We start from the raw sequence: 16,607 nt of genomic DNA on the forward strand, positions 1-16,607 counted from the left end.
CTAGGTCAGGTGACCTAGAAATGGAATCGGTGGTCCCACCGCCTGGCGGCAAGTGCGGCGTCAGGCGGTCAGGGATGCGATGACCTCCTCGGTGGTGCTCACCCTGCCGATGCGCGGGAAGATCTTGCCGAAGGTGTGGGCGTGGGACTCGGGATCGGTGTCGGCGGTGGCGTCCTCCGCGAAGACCAGGTCGTAGCCGAGCTCCCACGCCGTACGGGCGGTGGACTCGACGCCGACGCTGGTGGAGATGCCGGCCAGCACGATGCGGTGGATGCCCCGGCGGCGCAGCTGGAGGTCGAGCTCGGTCCCGGTGAAGGCGCCCCAGTGGCGCTTGGTGACGACCACGTCCCCGAGGGCGGCGAGTTCGACGGGGATCTCGGAGAACGCGGCGGGCGGGGCGGCGGCCGGACCCGGACGGTCCACGTCGGCGTTGGGCAGGTCGCCGCCGTCCGGGGACCAGGCCACCTTGACCAGCACCACGGGCAGCCGGTGGGCGCGGAAGGCCTCGGCGAGCGCGATGCCCCTCTTGAGGATCTCGGGGGCGGGCTTGGTGGTGGGCAGGCCCAGGATGCCCGTCTGGAGGTCGATGAGGACGAGGGCGGTGTCGTTGCCCAAGGTCAGGCGGGTCGGGTCGGCGGTCATGCAGGTTTCCTCCAGAGGTGGCGGTGCGGGAGGTGGGGGCCTGGGGCGGTCGTCATTCCTCGGCGGAGCGTCCCGGGAGGGGAGCGGGCCCCGGCGAGCAGGCGCTTTTCGGCTGCTCGAGCCGCTCGGGTCGCTCGGGCCGCTCGAGCGCGGACATCCGGGCCGTACTCACGCCGCTCCAGGGCGCCCGCGTGCATCTGACGGACCCGCATGCCGAACCGGCCGGTGATCCTCGGTGAGGCCGGGAGGCCGGGAGGCCGGGAGGCCGGGAGGCCGGGAGGCCGGGAGACCGGGAGTCCGGCGGGGCTGATGCTGTGGCATATACGGACAATAGGGGGCGTAGGGAAACGCGCAAGGTTGCCTTGTGGGTTGGGTCTACCGTGTCCGGGTCTCACCTAGGATGGGAACGTGAGTACGAATCTGGGGGAGTCCCGGCCCGCCCTGACACGGGCGTTGACCGGGACGGAGCTGCTGCGCTGGTACTGGACGCTGGCCGAACTGAGCACACTGGCACGGGAGATGGGCCTGTCGGCGGGGGGTGGCAAGGCCGCCGTCACCGCCCGCCTCGCCGCCGCACTCGACGGTCTTGCCGCACCTCCCGGCGCGGCGTCGCCCGCGCCCCGCCGCGCGGGACGTGGGCTCGCCGCCCCCGTCGACGGCACGACCGTGATCCCGCAGGGGCAGCGGTGCAGCCAGGTGCTGCGGGAGTACTTCGTACGGGAGATCGGCCCCCGGTTCCACTTCGACGCCTTCATGCGGGAGTACATCGCCCAGCGCGCGGGGCACACCCTCGCCGAGGGCGTCGCCCACTGGTACGCCACCCGCGCGCAGGCGGCCGAACCCCAGGAGGTGGGAGCCCAGTTCGAGTTCAACCGATTCCTGCGCGCCTGGCACGCCCGCCACCCCGACGGTGCCCGCTCGCAGGCCCTGGCCGCCTGGCAGGCCCACCGGGCCCGCCCCCGCGACTGACGCGATCAGTCGGCCGGGTCCGACGCCGGACCGGTCTGCGGTCCGGTCAGCTCCGCGCTCCGCGGCTCGGCCCGAGGCTCGGCCTCCGTCACCGGTTCCGACAGCCGCCGCGTCAGCGCCCACGCCGGTACGGGCAGGGCCGCCAGTGGCAGCAGCGCGGCGCGCAGCGAGGCGGCGTCCGCGGCCGCGCCGATGAGCGGGCTCGTGAGGCCGCCGATCCCGACGGTCAGGGCCGAGGGCCACCCCGCTCGCCGTTCCCAGGCGGGTCGCGAGGTGGTCCTGGTTCAGGGTGATCAGAGGCGAGAAGGGCCGTCCCGCCCGCAGGAGTGCGGACCAGCCGGGCGGCCGCCGGGTGGCAGGCGGCGACGCCCAAGGCCCTCGGCGGCGGACGCTCGGAGCTTACGGGCGGCCGTAGCTCAGGCGCACGACGCCGTTGCCGAAGCTGCGGGTGCCCTCCAGGCGTAGCGGCACGATGCCGCTGTCGATGGGCGGGAAGAGCGGTTTGCCGCGCCCGATCCGTACCGGGTGCACGTAGATCCGGTACGCGTCCACCAGGTCGTGGCGCAGGAAGGAGGCGGCGAGGTCCGCCCCGCTCAGCACCAGGTCGCCGCCGGGGGCCGCCTTCAGCGCGGCGACCTCGTCCGGTACGACGTCCCGCACGATGGTGGTGTTCCAGTCGGCCTGTTGCAGGGTGCGCGAGTAGACGTACTTCCGCATGTTCCGCCAGATGCCGGCGAACTCCGCCATGGGACCGGCGTTCGCCGGGTCGGCGTCGGCGGTCGGCCAGAAGTCGGCCATCAGCTGGTGCGTGACGCGGCCGCTCAGGAAACCGCCCATCGTACGGAGCTCGTCGTTGAAGTGCTGGTGCAGTTCGTCGTCGACGACGTGCCAGCCGATATCGCGTTCGGGGCCCTCGATGTATCCGTCAAGGGACACCCCCGTCATGAGGATGATCTTCCGCATACCGGCCCACCCTACGCCGCGGACATACTGATCGGCGTGAAGACCGAAGACGACACCGCCGACAACGCCGCCGACACCGCGGGTCCCACCGCCGACGACACCGTCCTGTTCCACGTCGAGGGCCGGACCGCGGTGGTGACCCTCAACCGGCCCAGGGCCCTCAACTCCCTGACGCACCCCATGGTCCTGCGCATCGACGAGGCCCTCGGCGCCTGGGCGCAGGACCCCTCCGTCCAGCAGGTCCTGATCCGCGGCGCCGGGGAGCGCGGCCTGTGCGCGGGCGGCGACATCCGCGCCATCCACGACGACGCCAAGGCCGGGAACACCGCCTCCGCCGGCTTCTGGCGTGACGAGTACCGGCTCAACGCCCGCATCGCCCGCTACCCCAAGCCGTACGTGGCCCTCATGGACGGCATCGTCATGGGCGGCGGCGTCGGTGTCTCGGCCCACGGCGGCGTCCGGATCGTCACCGAGCGCTCCCGCGTCGCCATGCCCGAGACCGGCATCGGCTTCGTCCCCGACGTCGGCGGGACCTGGCTGCTCGGGCGCGCTCCGGGCCGGCTCGGGACCCATCTCGCCCTCACCGGCGCCGCCGTGGGCGCCGCCGACGCGCTGCTCTGCGGGCTCGCCGACCATTTCGTACCCGCCGCCCGGCTCCCGGAGCTGACGGCCGCACTCGCCGCGGCCCCCGCCGACGAGGTGCTGTCGCGGTACGCCGCCACGCCGGAGCCCGGTGTACTCGCGGACCGACGGCCCTGGATCGACCACTGCTACGCGGCGGACACGGTCGAGGAGATCGTCGAGCGGCTGCTCGGCCAGGGGGAGCCGGCGGCCAAGGAGGCCGCCGAGACGATCCTGGCCAAGTCCCCGACCGCGCTCAAGGTGACCCTCGCCGCCGTGCGCCGGTCCGCGGCCCTCGGGACCCTCGAGCGGGTGCTGGCCCAGGAGTTCCGGGTCTCCTGCAACGCGCTGGCGTCGCCCGACCTCGTGGAGGGCATCCGGGCCCAGGTCGTCGACAAGGACCGCGCGCCGCGCTGGTCCCCGCCGACCCTGGCCGGGGTCACCGACGCGGACGTGGAGCGGTTCTTCGCCCCGCTCGGGGAGGGCCGCGAACTGCGGCTTCCGTAGGCGTGCCTCAGCCGCGACCGGGCCCGGCGGCAGGGCTCAGCCGACGCCGGGCGGAGCCTGCAGGCTTGGCCGTGACTGAGCCGGGCGGTGGGGCTCAGTCACGGCCGAGCCGGGCCTGCAGGCCGTCCAGGACCCGCTGGAGTCCGTAGTCGAAGGTCTCCTCGCGCACCTTCTGCGGGTCCCGGCCCTCCTGCGCCGAGTGCTCCCCGGCCAGCAGCGGATGCGTGGCCAGGGCCCGTTCGGAGGCCGGACGCAGGCTCTCCAGCCACTCCTGCTCGCTGCGCCCGCTGCGGGCGAGCAGCGAGAGGTACGCGGCCTCGCCGGTCGTGGCGCCGACGACGTAGGAGGTGACCGCCTTCATCGCGAGGTCCGCCTCGCCCGGAGGGAAGCCGGCCGCCTGGAAGAGCGCCAGCATCCGCTCCGACATGCGCATCAGGTTCGGGCCGAGGTACGCCAGCCCCACCTGGCCGAGCACCGACGCCACCCAGGGGTGGCGTAGGGCCATCGCGCGCAGGCTGTGGCCGCTGCGGGAGACGGCCTCGCGCCACTCGGTCGGCGTATCGGCGCGGGGCACCTCCAGCTCGCCGTAGACCTCGTCGACGACCAGCTCGATCAGCTCGTCCTTGTTGGCCACGTGCCGGTACAGGGAGGTGGCGGCCGTGCCCATCCCGGTGCCGAGCCTGCGCATGCTCAGCGCCTCGATGCCCTCCGCGTCGAGCAGCCGCACGGCCGCCGCGACGATCTGGGCCCGGCTGAGCGCGGGCTGCTGTTCCCTGCGGCGCGGGCGCGTCCAGACGGAGGCGACGGCGGATGTGGCGGGACCCTGCTGCTGCTCCTCTGCTGACATGGCGCCAGACTAGCGCACGCTGCGAACGCCGTACGCATGTTGCGTACGCATGAGTTGCATGCGTACGGCGTCCCTCACGTCCCGGAGCATCAGACCCCGACCCGGCCCGACCCCGACCCGGCCCGGCCCCGGCCCGACCCGCCTAAGCCTCGACCCGGGCGCCGACCCCGGGGCCTACGAGCCGACGTACGCGCGCAGATGGCGGGCGGTCAGCGTGTCCGCCTCGGCCACCAGACCGGCCGGGGTGCCCTCGAAGACGACCTCCCCGCCGGCGTGTCCACCGCCCGGACCGATGTCGATCAGCCAGTCGGCGTGCGCCATCACCGCCTGGTGGTGCTCGATGACGATCACCGAGTTCCCGTCGTCGACGAGCCGGTCCAGCAGGGCCAGCAGCTTGTCGACGTCGGCCATGTGCAGCCCGGTCGTCGGCTCGTCCAGGATGTACGTCGAGGACTTCTCGGCCATGTTGATGGCGAGCTTGAGCCGCTGCCGCTCCCCGCCGGACAGGGTGTTGAGCGGCTGGCCGAGCCGCAGGTACGACAGGCCGACGTCGACCAGGCGTCCGAGGACGGCCCGCGCCTGGCCGCTGGGGAAGAACGCGTGCGCCTCCGCGACCGGCATGCCCAGCACCTCGCTGATGTTCTTGCCGCGGAGCCGGTACGTCAGCACCTCCGGCGTGAACCGCTTGCCCTCGCACTCCTCGCAGACCGAGGCGACCCCGGCCATCATCGCCAGGTCCGTGTACACCAGCCCGAGGCCGTTGCACTTGGGGCAGGCGCCTTCCGAATTCGCGCTGAACAATGCCGCCTTGACCCCGTTGGCCTTGGCGAAGGCGGTCCGGATCGGGCCCAGGAGTCCGGTGTACGTGGCCGGGTTGGAACGGCGTGAGCCGCGGATCGGAGACTGGTCGGCCACCACGACCCCGTCCCGCCCGGCCAGGTAGCCGTGGATGAGCGAGCTCTTGCCGGAGCCCGCGACCCCGGTCACCACCGCCAGCACCCCGAGCGGGACGTCCACGCTGACGTCCTTCAGGTTGTGCAGATCGGCGCCCTTGATCGACAGGTGTCCGCGCGGGGTGCGCAGCGACTCCCGCGGCCGCGCCCGGTGTTCGAGGTGGCGGCCGGTGAGGGTGTCGGAGGCGCGCAGCCCGGCCACGTCCCCGCTGTAGCAGAGCCGCCCGCCGGCCGTGCCCGCGCCCGGGCCGAGGTCGACGACGTGGTCCGCGATCGCGATGACCTCGGGCTTGTGCTCCACGACGAGCACGGTGTTGCCCTTGTCGCGCAGCCGCAGCAGGAGGTCGTTCATGCGCTGGATGTCGTGGGGGTGCAGCCCCGTGGTGGGCTCGTCGAAGACGTACGTGACGTCCGTGAGCGAGGACCCCAGGTGCCGCACCATCTTGACGCGCTGGGCCTCGCCGCCGGAGAGGGTGCCGGAGGGGCGGTCGAGGCTGAGGTAGCCCAGGCCGATCTCGACGAGGGAGTCGAGCAGGTCCCGCAGGCTCGCGAGCAGCGGGGCCACGCCCGGGTCGTCGATCCGCCGGATAAAGTCGGCGAGTTCGCTGATCTGCATCGACGCGCACTCGGCGATGTTCACCCCGTCGATGCGCGAGGAGAGCGCGGCCGCGCAGAGGCGGGTGCCACCGCAGTCCGGGCAGTCGGCGAAGACCACGGCGCGGTCCACGAACGCCCGGATGTGGGACTGCATGGCCTCGCGGTCCTTGGCGAGGTAGGTCCGCTGGATCTTGGTGATCAGGCCTTCGTAGGTGAAGTTGCCGGAGCCCGACTTCACCTTCACCGACGTCTTGTGCAGGAGGTCGGCCCACTCCTGCTCGGTGAAGTCCTTGAGCTTGGTATCGGGTGAGTAGAAGCCGGAGTTCGCCATGATCTGCCAGTACCAGGAATCCACGGCGAAGCCCGGGACGGTGATCGCGCCCTCGTTGAGCGAGCGTTCGCGGTCGACGAGCTGGTCCACGTCGATGTCGGAGACCTGGCCGACGCCCTCGCAGCGCGGGCACATGCCCTCGGGGGCGTTGAAGCTGAAGGCGCTGGACGTGCCGACGTGGGGGGTGCCGAGGCGGGAGAAGATGATCCGCAGCATGGTGTAGGCATCGGTCGCGGTGCCCACGGTGGAGCGGGAGTTGGCGCCCATCCGCTCCTGGTCGACCACGATGGCGGCGCTCAGGTTGTGCAGCCCGTCCACGTCCGGGCGGCCGAGGCTCGGCATGAAGGACTGGATGAAGGCGGTGTACGTCTCGTTGATCATCCGCTGCGACTCGGCGGCGATGGTGCCGAAGACGAGGGAGGACTTCCCGGAGCCGGAGACGCCCGTGAAGACGGTGAGGCGGCGCTTGGGTATGTCGAGGGAGATGTCGGTGAGGTTGTTCTCCCGAGCTCCGCGGACCTGGATGACCTGGTGGTTGTCGGCGGCGATCTGCACGGAACTCCTCGCGGTGGGGTGTCTCGAGCTTACTTTGTACAGTGTACTCTATACGCTGTAGTGAATTATTGGCCGAGTGTGCGGAGGACCGGACATGACGAAGGACCGGAGCGGCGCGGGCGATCCCGTCCGCACGCTGGAGCTGCTGTGGCGCGAGCACGGCCGGCCGGCGCAGCCCGGGCGGCGCGGCCCCCGCCAGGGCCTCAGCGTGGACGCCGTGGTCCGGGCCGCGACCGTCCTCGCCGACGAGGAGGGGCTGGCCGCACTGACCATGCGGGCCCTGGCCCGGCGTCTGGGCGTGACGCCGATGACCCTGTACACGTACGTCCCCGGCAAGGCCGAACTGCTCGACCTCATGCTCGACGAGGCGTACGCGGGCATGGAACGCCGGACGGTCGGCGCGCAGGACCCGTGGCAGATCAAGGTCGCCCGCGTCGCCGACGACAACCGCGACCTGCTCACCCGGCACCCCTGGATCGCGGACCTGGCGGTCACCCGGCCGCCGCTGGGCCCCGGAGTGATCGGGAAGTACGAGTACGAGCTGGCGGCCTTCGAGGGCATCGGGCTGACCGACGTCGAGATGGACGCCGCCCTGACCCACGTCCTCGGCTTCGTCCACGCCAACGCACTGGCCGCCGCCGACGACGCCGACCACAACAGCCGCCAGAGCCAGGAGGACTGGTGGGCGGTCAGCGCCCCGCTGCTGGAACGGGCCCTCGACCCGGAGCGCTACCCCCTCGCGGGCCGCGTGGGCAGCACGGTGGGCGGCTACCACCCGCAGACGATCTGGGCCTTCGGTCTCCAGTGCATCCTCGACGGCCTGGCCCGCCTGATCGACTCCCGGCCGGCGCGGTAAACCGGTGTCGCGGACGTCTGCTTCTCCCGCCCGGCGGTCTACCGGTAGCCCGTGGCATCCGCCGGGCGGCCCGGGTCCTGGACCTCGACCATGTAGCGCCAGGCGTCCGGCCGGCTGCCGTCGAGGTCGGTGAAGCCGTAGACCCGGGCGAGCTGTCCGCTGGAGAGGGACCTGCCGTTCCAGCGCGCCACGTCCGGGTCCGCGGCGAGCGCCGCCACCGCCCGGCCCACGTACGACGGGGTCTCGGAGATGGCGAAGTGCGGGACCTCGGCCAACGCGTCCCGCCAGTTCGCCTCCGTCACCCCGAAGGTGTCGAGCATCATCTCCGAGCGCAGCCAGCCCGGGGTCAGCGCGAGCGCCGTGGCCCCCCGCGGCCCCAGCTCGTGCCCGAGCGCGAACGCCATGCGCAAAACCGAGGACTTGGCGATGTCGTAGAAGAAGGAGACCCGGTAGCGGCTCGCGTTGTACTCGGCGGTTCCGTCCGTCATCTCCACCACCAGCCCGCCCGGCTCGCGCAGCAGCAACGGCACCGCGAAATGACTGGTGATGGCATGGGTCTCCACAGCCAGCCGCATCAGCCGCAGCCCCTTGTCGAGGTCGTGCTCCCAGACCGTGCTGTCCCACTCGAAGAGCAGCTCCCCGCCCCAGATGTCGTTGACCAGGACGTCGAGGCGTCCCTCCTCGGTGTCGATCCGCCGGACCAGCGCCTCGACCTCGCCCGGCACCAGGTGGTCGGCGACCACCGCGATCCCGTGACCGCCCGCCGCGGTGACCAGCTCGGCGGTCTCCTCGATCGTCTCGGGCCGGTCGTACTCCGAGCGCCTGCCCGTGGTACTGCGCCCCGACACGTACACGGTCGCGCCCTGCGCGCCCAGCTGGACCGCGATGCCCCGGCCCGCGCCGCGCGTCGCCCCGGCCACGAGGGCCACCCTGCCTTCAAGAGTTCGCTGCGTTTCCGGCATGGGCCGACCCTACGACGGCTCGCCCGCCCGCGGCCCGCCGAACACGGCGACCAGCGCCAGCGACAGCAGCAGCCCGCCCGCCGCCAGGCACAGCGCCGGGCCCGGCCCCCAGAGGGTCCAGGCCGCCCCGAAGAGCAGCGAACCCGCGAACCGGGCCAGCGCCTGCGCGGTCTGCACCGCCGCGAGCCCGGTGGTGCGCAACTCGGCCGGGAGCAGCGGCCCGGCGGCCGCCATCAGCACCCCGTCGGTGGCCGCGTAGAACAGGCCGAGCGACGCGAGCACGCCGACGACCAGGAGCGCACCGGCCGGTGCCGGGGCCAGGAGCAGCAGGCAGGCGCCGAGCAGCAGCACGTGCCCGCCGAGGAAGACCCGGCGACGGCCGAGCCGGTCGGCGAGCCGCCCCGCGGGCAGCGCGGCCAGCAGGAACACGCCCGCCGTGCCGACGGGCAGCAACGGGAAGTACGCGAACGACAGGTCCAGCCGGCGCTGGAGCAGCAGATAGAGGAAGCCGTCACCGACGGTGAACAGGCCGAGCACGGCGGCCGTCAGGCAGAGCCGCCGCAGGCCGGGGAGCCGGAGCAGGGTGCGTACCGGCGGCAGCGGAGCCCGGACGGCGACGGCCGCGGGGGCGGGAGCCTCCCGCACGAAGAGTGCGAGCATCACCACTCCCAGGACGGCGATGCAGCAGCTCACGGTGAACACGGCCTCGTAACCGTCCACCGCCACCCACAGCACGCCGAACGCGGCCAGCGGCCCCAGCAGGGCGCCCGCCGTGTCCAGCGCGCGGTGCACCCCGAAGGCGCGGCCCTGCTGCTCGGGCGGGACTGACAGGGAGATCAGCGCATCGCGCGGGGCGGTGCGCAGCCCTTTGCCGGTCCGGTCCGCGGCGAGCACCGCCGCCACCGACCAGGGGGTGGTGACGATGAGCAGGGCCGCCTTGCAGACGGCAGAGAGCGCGTAGCCGGTGCCCGCGACGAGCTTGCGGCGGCGGGTGCGGTCCGCGATCCGGCCTCCCGCGAGGCGCAGCAGCGCGGTGGCGCCCTGGTGAAGACCGTCCAGGGCGCCGAAGGCGAGCGGGGACATGCCGAGTCCGGCCATCAGGTACAGCGGCAGGACGGCGGTGACCATCTCCGCGGAGACGTCCGTGACCAGGCTGACCAGTCCGAGCGCGAACACCGTGCCGGGGACGGCCCTCAGGGGGCCCTTGGGGACCGGGATGCGGGTGTCCCCGGCGATGTCCGAGGCCCGGCTGGTCGACAGGTACACGGATGGCTCCCGGGAGGTGTCTAGAACCAGTTGACGGTGAGCGGGAACGCGGCGGTGACGGTGGCGCCCCTGGAGTCGGTGGCGGTCGCGGTGATCTGGAGGGTGCCGCCGGCCCACGGTTTGCCGCTGATGCGGCCGGTGACGGCGTCGACGGTCAGGCCCCAGGGCAGGCCGGTGGCCGCGTACCGGACCGGGGGAGTGCCGCCGGTGGCGCTGAGCTGGATGGTGCAGGACTGGTTGAACTTGCAGGTCCTCGGGCCGGGGTCGGCCAGCTTCAGTTCACCCGTGGTCGGCGTCGGCGTCGGCGTCGGAGTGGGGGTGGGGGTGGGGGTGGGCGTGGACGTGGGGGTGGGTGTGGGCGTGGGGTCCGTGGAGCTCTGGAATACCTCGCTGATCGGCTGGACGTTGGCCGCGTTGCCCGCGTGCGTCATACCGAACAGGTCCTCGAAGGTCCGCAGCAGATGGTGGTGGTTGAAGGGCGTGGCGTACTTGCCCGTCTTGACGTGCGCCCCGTAGAAGACGGTGGCGATCTGGTTGGAGCCGAGGAAGTTGTCCTCGTCCCAGGTCAGTACCAGCAGGCTGTTGTTGGCCTTCGCCCACTGCGCGTAGGCGTCGATGTTGTTCTTCGTCCAGGTGTCACCGGTGCCGACGGAGCACGAGTGCATGTCGTTGCACTGGTTCGGGACGATGAAGGACAGGTGGGGCAGGGCGGTGAAGTTGTTCTGCGGGAACTGCGTCCACGTCTTCCCGGTGTTCAGCGGAACGTTCTTGAAGGCGAACCACGGGTTGTGCTTCTGCGCGTACTGGCCGTTCGTGCAGGCGGTGGACCCCTCGCTCGGAAGGTCCTCGTTGTACGTCGCGAACGTCTTGCCGGCCGCGATCAGCTCCTGGCCGAGATTGGGGGCCGTCATCGACTGCGGGACGTAGCAGCCGTCCCCCGTGATGCCCTGCGTGGCCCCCGAGAAGAGGTTGAAGTAGTTCGGCTGGCTGGGGTGGGTCAGTGCCTTCATGGCGGTCAGGCTCGCGCCGCCGTTCGCGAGCTGGTTGATGTACGGGGCGTTGGCGCTGCCGATGATCTCGCCGTACTGCTTGTTCTCGTACACGACGACCACCACGTGGTCGTACGAGGGCAGGGCGGCGGCAGCGGCAGGGGCGCCCGTCCGCCTGGAACTGCTTTCCGCAGCCTGTGAGTTGGCCACGGTGAAGGCGCCCAGCAGGCCGAGCGTGCCGATCCCGGCGACGAGCGCGGACCAGCGGACCCTGCGTCTCGCGCGCGCCGTCGGTGAGGGAAGGGGCGTGGGCATGGGTGGTCCTCCTGGTGGTCGGTGTGCTCCGGTGGGGTGGGTGTTCCGGGTGGGCTCGAGGGCCCGGGCGTGGTCATTCCTCGCGCCGGGCCGCCCCGGCCACGGCGATGTTCAGGAACCGCGGTACGGGCCGGCCGCGGTCGCGGAAGTCCTCCGTGACCGCGGCCCGCACCGCCGCCATGCGCGCCTCGGGCAGCAGCACCAGCACGCTCCGCCCCGGCCGCCGCCCGGGCGGCCAGGCGCTCAGCGCACCGGCCCGGCGGGCGCAGGCCACGGCCCGCGCCAGCTCCCCGGGCCGGTCCGCCGCCTCGCCGCGGACGGCGAGCAGTACCAGCCGTGTCCCCGAGGCGGCCGGGTCGAAGGCGACGTACCGCTGTCGCCGCCGGGGCTCCGGGCTCAGCAGCAGGGCCCGGCCCGGCCGGGCGAAGAACACCGCCCGGCGCAGGCCCTGGTCCCCGTCCGGCAGGGCTTCGGCCAGCAGCCGGGCCACGTGCTCGCGGTCGGGCTGCTCACCAGCGGGCGTGTGTACGTCGGCCACCGCCAGAGCGACCGCGCAGTCGGCGGACTCCGCCGTGGCCAGCCCGGCCGCCCCTGTGAGCGAGCCCTGCACATGCAGATCGGTCCCGCCGCGGCCGTATCCGGCCCGGGCCAGCGCCCGCAGCACGGCGTACGGCCGGGTGGCCCAGTCGGGGGCGGCGGGCGGCGGCCCTGACAGGGTCAGCGGCAGATCGCAGCTGTCCGCGGGATGGCCGAGGGAGCTGAGCCGCACCAGACCGTCGGTGCGCGGGGCCGCGGCGGCGGCCGTGGGCCAGCCGGCCGCCGCGACCAGCCCGGGGGAGCCCAGGTGGAAGACGTACGGGGCGCTCCACACGGCGGCCGGGGGCCGGCCGTGCGCGGCCTCCAGGGCGTAGGCGACGAGGCGGAACAGCGGATCGGCGGTGGCCCGCCGAGCCAGGTCGCCTCCGGCGGGGTCGGCAGATCCCTCTCCTGCGGGAGCGCCGGACTCAGACCGGCCCGGGCGGGAGGCGACTGTGGCGTTGACCCTGCGGAGGGCGTCGGCCGGACCTGCCTGGGTGGTGCCCGCGAGGCCGACCGATCCGTCTCCGGCGAGGCCGACCGATCCGTCTCCGGCGGGGCCGGCCGGGTCGCCTGCGGCGGGGGCGCGGGCCGTCTTGGCCGGGCCGGCGGTGATTTCGGCGTTGCCCCTGGGAGTGGGGTCGGCAGCGCCCGTCCGGGCCGTGGTCGGGGGGTCGGTGGTTCCCGCGGTGCGCAGCCCCGACCGGGGCTGCCCGGGGGCCGTGGCCGGTGTGGCTTCCCGGCGGCCGGGGGGCTTCGCGGCCGTCACAGGGCGTCCTTGCGGGCCAGCATCCGGTAGGCGTTTCCGCCGTCCGTGCGCCGGGCCGCCGCCGTACGCAGGGCGTCGAGCACGGCCGCGCCGGCGAAGCACGGCAGTGCGGCCACCCGTACGGCCGCTGCGAGGGCCCGGGTGCGGGGCGTGGCCGGGGGACCCCACGGCCGGTCCGGATCCGGGGCCAGCCGCGTCGCCGTGAGGGCCACCGCGCCGAAGAAGTCGTTGCCCTGATGGGCCGGGCCGTGCTCCTCGGCGAGGACGGTGAACCCCCGGTCGGCCAGCGCCTCGCGCAGATTCGCCGCGGGGAGGAGGTGCTGGTGCTGCGGCTGGAACCAGGGCAGCCACGCCGGACCGAGGAGCCGGGCCATCCGGGACTCAGGGTCGGGCAGCTCGATGGTCAGGAACCCGCCGGGGGCGAGGACGGTGGCCGCCGCGTCCAGTTCGGCGAGCGGATCCCGGGTGTGCTCCAGGTAGTGGTACATGCTGACCACCTCGTACTGGCCCGCCAGCTTCGACGCGAACTCCGGGAACTGGCCCTGGAACCCGCTCTCCACCCAGCCGCGCCGCTCGGCCTCGCGGACCCCCTCGCCCATGTCGAGACCGTCGAACCGGGTCCGCGGCCAGACGGCCCGGGCCGCATTGCAGAAGTGGCCGTGCCCGGTGCCCACATCGAGCCAGGACAGCGGGTCGGCGTGGGGGAGGAGCATCTCGGCGCGCCCCCGGTAGGCGGCTCCCAGCCTTCCGAAGACCGTGCCCGCGCCCTCGCCGCCGCGCCCGTCGTAGAAGTCGCGGTAGTAGAACTCCAGTCCCTCCGGGGTGAGCCGGGGGTTCTGGAAGACGTGCCCGCAGTCCGCGCACTGCTCCAGGGTGAAGCGGCCCGGCTTGCCCTGCAGCAGGTCCGGCACCCGGACCCGCACGGTGAGCCGGCCGGAGCCGCACCACGGGCAGTCCGTGCGGCGCGGTTCGAGGAAGTGCCCGGTTCCTGCCGCCAGTTCGTGCCGGTAGGCGGCCGCCCGGGCCGCGGTGTCCGGTGCGGTGTCACCGCCGGCCGGGGACCGGCCGGCCGCCGCGGCCGTACGCAGGGCGGCGCCGAGGGAGCGTACCGGCCGGGCCGCGGTGGCCCGGACCAGATCCGCGGGCCGCAGCGGGGAGCCGGGCCCGCCGAGCGCGAGGTACGGCTGGAGCCAGTACAGCCCCGCCGCGGCGGCGCCCCACCGGCCCTGGCGGGCGGCGGCGACCGCCAGCAGCGCCAGCCCGACGAGCTGCGCTGCGGCCAGCGCCCCCGGCGGGAGCCCCTGGGCCCGCAGCTCGGCGGCCCGCGCCGGACCCGTGGTCTCCCCGGTCCCTGAGCAGCTCAGGCCGGGGGCGACGGCCAGCCCCGTGGCGTCGGCGGCGTACTCCTTCAACCGGCGGGTCAGGGCGAGGAGTCCGGCCGGATCCCGGCGGGGCCCGGCCGGATCCACACCGGCCCGCGCCAGCACCTCCTCGGTGACGAGCACGGCGAACCCGGCCCCGCGCCCCTCGCCCAGCCGGTCGTGCCGGTGGCGGACGGGGTCGACCAGACGCAGCAGCCCCAGCGCCCGCTCGGCGGGCAGGTCCGCGGGCAGCAGGTCCAGTACCCGCAGACCCTCCCCCTCGGCGTACGCGCAGGCGGCGAGGAAGGTAGCCGCATCGGGTTCGACCCCCCGGGCGGTGAGCAGCCGCCACCCGGCGGCACGCGGCACCCCTGCCGCCGCGGACGAGGTCACCGGCAGCACCGGGATCGCCCGCAGCCGGCGCCCGGCGCGTACGGTGCCCGCGCCGAGCGCGGCCAGGAGCACCACGGAGGTCCACGGGACCCGGGAGAGCGGGGGTGGCGTCATATCAGCTTCTCCAACCGGTCGGCCGCGGCGGCAGCCCCGCCCGCCGCGGCGAATGAGGCCTGGATCCGCCGGGCGGCCCGGCGGGGGCCGGGCTCGTCCAGCACGGCCGTGAGCGCGTCGCGCAGTTCCTCGGCCCGGGTCCTGCCGAACCGCACCCGGACACCGGCTCCGGCCTCCACCACCTGTTGGGCCACGATCGGCTGGTCGTCCCGGATCGGGGCGACGACGAGCGGCAGCCCGTGCGCGAGGGCCTCGCAGACGGTGTTGTGGCCGGCGTGGCAGACCACCGCGTCCAGGTGCGGCAGCAGGTCCAGTTGCGGGACGCTCTCCTGGAGCAGTACGTGGTCCGGAGCCGCCCCGACCAGTGCGCAGGGCGCCGCCAGTACGAACTGGACCTCATCGGCCAGCCGTTCGGCCGCCCCGAGCACCGCGCCGTAGAACCGGGCGCCCGCCTCCTGGTTGAGGGTCCCCAGGGACACCAGAACCCGTCGCCGTGCCGGGTCCAGCCGCTGCCAGGGGAAGCCGGGCGAGGCCGGTCGGGCCCCGAAGGCCGGCCCGACGAAGGCGTGATGCGGCGGGAAGTCACCGGCGGGCCCCACGAGTTCGGGTGTGGAGAAGACCAGCACCAGCCGCTCGGAGAACCGCGGGTCCCAGCCTCCCGGATCCCGCGCCGCGCCGTACTCCGCCACCAGGCCGGAGATCTGCCCGGCCACCCACTCGCCGACCTTCGGGAAGTCCGCGAAGGGCCGGGTCAGTTCGGCCGACGTACTGGCGGACGTCGCCCACGGAACGCCGAGCCGCCGGGCCACCAGCGGTCCGGCCAGTGCCTGCTGGTCGGCGACCAGCACGTCCGGCGCGAAGGCCCGGACGGCCCGCGTCACCCCGGGGACCATCGCCCGGGCCAGCGGCACCAGGGCCTCCTCCCAGAGGAACCGCAGCGCCCCGACCCCGCGCAGATCGCGCCAGCGCTCGTGCAGCGCCGAGTAGCCCCCGCCCACGTCCTCGCCGGCCGGCAGGATCCGGGCCTGGGCGGGCAGCAGCCGGGCCAGCGCGGTGGCCGGACCCGTCCAGGCGATCTCGTGCCCGCGGGCGGCCAGTTCGGCCCCGACGGCCACGGTCGGATTGACGTGCCCCGCCAGCGGCGGCACCGTGAACAGCACCTTCATGGCACCAGCACCCCCGCCCGCGGCCGGGCCGCCACCACGGCCGCCGTGCCGAGATGGGCGAGCACGGATTCCCGTAGGACCCCGGTGCTCTCCTTCAGGACGTCGTGGCCCAGCCCCGGCAGGATCCGCAGGGCGCCGTACGGGGCGTGGCGGACCAGCTCCCCGGCTCCCGGGACCAGTTCGGAGTGCTCGCCGCAGACGACCAGCACCGGGCAGTGCAGCCGGGCGTAGTCGGCCGGGCAGAAGGTCCGGCTCGCGGCGATGTCGTCGATGAGCGTGGTCCGGTTGAGGAGGGCGTCGGCGATGGCCGTGAGGTTGGCGGCCTTGCGCAGGCGCAGGGTGAGCAGCTCGGCGGGCACCGGGCTGTCCTCCAGGCTGAGCGCGGCGGCGGACAGGGTGTCGACCATGTTCTCCACCCAGGCGCCGCCGAGCGGGGGTTCGAGGAGGGTGAGCCCCGTGACGAGGTCGGGCCGGGCCAGGGCGGCGTGCAGGGCGAGGGTCCCGCCGTAGCTGTTGCCGACCAGGTGGACCGAGCGCTGCCCGAGGTCCAGCGCACGCAGCAGGGCGAAGAGGTCCCGTACGGCGGTGCGGCTGTCGTAGCCCGCGGCGGGGCGTTCGGTGCGGCCGTGGCCGCGCAGGTCGTAGAGGACGACCTCGTGCCCGGACCGGGCCACCGGCACGGCCAGGGGGCAGTAGAAGGAGGAGAGGTTGTCGACGACCAGGCCGTGCAGGAACACCACGACGGGCCGGTCGGCGGCTCCGGCGTGGGGGTCCGAGCCGACGGGGGCGGGGGCGCCGGACGGGAGACGCTGGACGTGGACGCGCAGCGAGCCCGCGAGGACGAAGGCCATGGCG

At 73.9% G+C, this 16,607-nt stretch carries 14 protein-coding genes; 3 read left to right on the forward strand and 11 right to left on the reverse strand.

Annotated elements, in window-relative coordinates:
* Nucleotides 1–60 precede the first annotated feature (60 nt).
* The gene (locus ACWGIF_RS13400) at nucleotides 61–642 is read right to left on the reverse strand and encodes a hydrolase (RefSeq protein WP_453495619.1); all 582 of its coding nucleotides are present in this window, start codon (nucleotides 640–642) and stop codon (nucleotides 61–63) included.
* A 408-nt stretch (nucleotides 643–1,050) separates the two neighbouring features.
* Here ACWGIF_RS13400 and ACWGIF_RS13405 point away from each other — a divergent pair, with 408 nt between their 5' ends.
* Nucleotides 1,051–1,611 (forward strand): DUF6434 domain-containing protein, encoded by a 561-nt coding sequence (locus tag ACWGIF_RS13405; RefSeq protein WP_453495622.1) that lies wholly within the window; start codon nucleotides 1,051–1,053, stop codon nucleotides 1,609–1,611.
* Between the two features lie 399 nt (nucleotides 1,612–2,010).
* On the opposite strand, the gene ACWGIF_RS13410 is transcribed toward ACWGIF_RS13405, so the two are convergent.
* Nucleotides 2,011–2,574: a dihydrofolate reductase family protein gene (locus ACWGIF_RS13410; protein ID WP_453495625.1), complete on the reverse strand. Its 564-nt coding sequence runs from the start codon at nucleotides 2,572–2,574 to the stop codon at nucleotides 2,011–2,013.
* Between the two features lie 105 nt (nucleotides 2,575–2,679).
* On the opposite strand from ACWGIF_RS13410, the gene ACWGIF_RS13415 reads away from it, so the two are divergent.
* Nucleotides 2,680–3,702 carry an enoyl-CoA hydratase/isomerase family protein gene (locus tag ACWGIF_RS13415; protein ID WP_453495728.1) on the forward strand — a complete coding sequence of 341 codons (1,023 nt, stop codon included), beginning with the start codon at nucleotides 2,680–2,682 and terminating at the stop codon, nucleotides 3,700–3,702.
* A gap of 94 nt (nucleotides 3,703–3,796) precedes the next feature.
* Here ACWGIF_RS13415 and ACWGIF_RS13420 read toward each other — a convergent pair whose 3' ends face one another.
* Together ACWGIF_RS13420 and ACWGIF_RS13425 are read right to left on the reverse strand one after the other, a co-directional pair.
* Nucleotides 3,797–4,549, reverse strand: coding sequence for a TetR/AcrR family transcriptional regulator (locus tag ACWGIF_RS13420; RefSeq protein WP_453495628.1), 753 nt, complete (start codon nucleotides 4,547–4,549; stop codon nucleotides 3,797–3,799).
* A gap of 174 nt (nucleotides 4,550–4,723) precedes the next feature.
* Entirely contained in the window at nucleotides 4,724–6,985 is a 2,262-nt protein-coding gene (locus ACWGIF_RS13425) for an ATP-binding cassette domain-containing protein (protein ID WP_453495631.1), read from the reverse strand.
* Between the two features lie 94 nt (nucleotides 6,986–7,079).
* Here ACWGIF_RS13425 and ACWGIF_RS13430 point away from each other — a divergent pair, with 94 nt between their 5' ends.
* Complete coding sequence (locus ACWGIF_RS13430; protein ID WP_453495634.1) at nucleotides 7,080–7,841, forward strand: TetR/AcrR family transcriptional regulator; 762 nt, start codon at nucleotides 7,080–7,082, stop codon at nucleotides 7,839–7,841.
* Between the two features lie 38 nt (nucleotides 7,842–7,879).
* Here the strand turns inward: ACWGIF_RS13430 and ACWGIF_RS13435 are convergent, their stop codons facing one another.
* The 7 genes from ACWGIF_RS13435 to ACWGIF_RS13465 all read right to left on the reverse strand — a co-directional run bounded on the left by ACWGIF_RS13435 (nucleotide 7,880) and on the right by ACWGIF_RS13465 (nucleotide 16,603).
* Complete coding sequence (locus tag ACWGIF_RS13435) at nucleotides 7,880–8,803, reverse strand: SDR family oxidoreductase (protein ID WP_453495637.1); 924 nt, start codon at nucleotides 8,801–8,803, stop codon at nucleotides 7,880–7,882.
* 9 nt (nucleotides 8,804–8,812) lie between these two features.
* Complete coding sequence (locus tag ACWGIF_RS13440; RefSeq protein WP_453495639.1) at nucleotides 8,813–10,069, reverse strand: MFS transporter; 1,257 nt, start codon at nucleotides 10,067–10,069, stop codon at nucleotides 8,813–8,815.
* A gap of 20 nt (nucleotides 10,070–10,089) precedes the next feature.
* On the reverse strand, nucleotides 10,090–11,373 hold the full coding sequence (locus tag ACWGIF_RS13445; protein WP_453495642.1) for an alkaline phosphatase family protein: 1,284 nt from the start codon (nucleotides 11,371–11,373) through the stop codon (nucleotides 10,090–10,092).
* A gap of 73 nt (nucleotides 11,374–11,446) precedes the next feature.
* The gene (locus tag ACWGIF_RS13450) at nucleotides 11,447–12,718 is read right to left on the reverse strand and encodes a hypothetical protein (protein ID WP_453495644.1); all 1,272 of its coding nucleotides are present in this window, start codon (nucleotides 12,716–12,718) and stop codon (nucleotides 11,447–11,449) included.
* Nucleotides 12,715–14,586 carry a methyltransferase domain-containing protein gene (locus ACWGIF_RS13455; RefSeq protein ID WP_453495647.1) on the reverse strand — a complete coding sequence of 624 codons (1,872 nt, stop codon included), beginning with the start codon at nucleotides 14,584–14,586 and terminating at the stop codon, nucleotides 12,715–12,717. The genes ACWGIF_RS13450 and ACWGIF_RS13455 overlap by 4 nt, the downstream gene beginning before the upstream one ends.
* A complete protein-coding gene (locus ACWGIF_RS13460) occupies nucleotides 14,583–15,752 on the reverse strand; it encodes a glycosyltransferase (RefSeq protein WP_453495650.1) in 1,170 nt (389 codons plus the stop codon). The genes ACWGIF_RS13455 and ACWGIF_RS13460 overlap by 4 nt, the downstream gene beginning before the upstream one ends.
* The gene (locus tag ACWGIF_RS13465; protein ID WP_453495653.1) at nucleotides 15,749–16,603 is read right to left on the reverse strand and encodes an alpha/beta fold hydrolase; all 855 of its coding nucleotides are present in this window, start codon (nucleotides 16,601–16,603) and stop codon (nucleotides 15,749–15,751) included. Before ACWGIF_RS13465 ends, ACWGIF_RS13460 begins: the two co-directional genes overlap by 4 nt.
* Nucleotides 16,604–16,607: the final 4 nt, after the last annotated feature.

Source organism: Streptomyces sp. NPDC054849 (assembly GCF_053610945.1).

What these genes read in the sequence shown, in the direction of transcription:
- ACWGIF_RS13445 (WP_453495642.1), bottom strand. Translation starts at nt 11,373, where the DNA reads ATGCCCACGCCCCTTCCCTCACCGACGGCGCGCGCGAGACGCAGGGTC.
- ACWGIF_RS13420 (WP_453495628.1), bottom strand. Translation starts at nt 4,549, where the DNA reads ATGTCAGCAGAGGAGCAGCAGCAGGGTCCCGCCACATCCGCCGTCGCC.
- ACWGIF_RS13430 (WP_453495634.1), top strand. Translation starts at nt 7,080, where the DNA reads ATGACGAAGGACCGGAGCGGCGCGGGCGATCCCGTCCGCACGCTGGAG.
- ACWGIF_RS13410 (WP_453495625.1), bottom strand. Translation starts at nt 2,574, where the DNA reads ATGCGGAAGATCATCCTCATGACGGGGGTGTCCCTTGACGGATACATC.
- ACWGIF_RS13435 (WP_453495637.1), bottom strand. Translation starts at nt 8,803, where the DNA reads ATGCCGGAAACGCAGCGAACTCTTGAAGGCAGGGTGGCCCTCGTGGCC.
- ACWGIF_RS13465 (WP_453495653.1), bottom strand. Translation starts at nt 16,603, where the DNA reads ATGGCCTTCGTCCTCGCGGGCTCGCTGCGCGTCCACGTCCAGCGTCTC.
- ACWGIF_RS13400 (WP_453495619.1), bottom strand. Translation starts at nt 642, where the DNA reads ATGACCGCCGACCCGACCCGCCTGACCTTGGGCAACGACACCGCCCTC.
- ACWGIF_RS13455 (WP_453495647.1), bottom strand. Translation starts at nt 14,586, where the DNA reads ATGACGCCACCCCCGCTCTCCCGGGTCCCGTGGACCTCCGTGGTGCTC.
- ACWGIF_RS13460 (WP_453495650.1), bottom strand. Translation starts at nt 15,752, where the DNA reads ATGAAGGTGCTGTTCACGGTGCCGCCGCTGGCGGGGCACGTCAATCCG.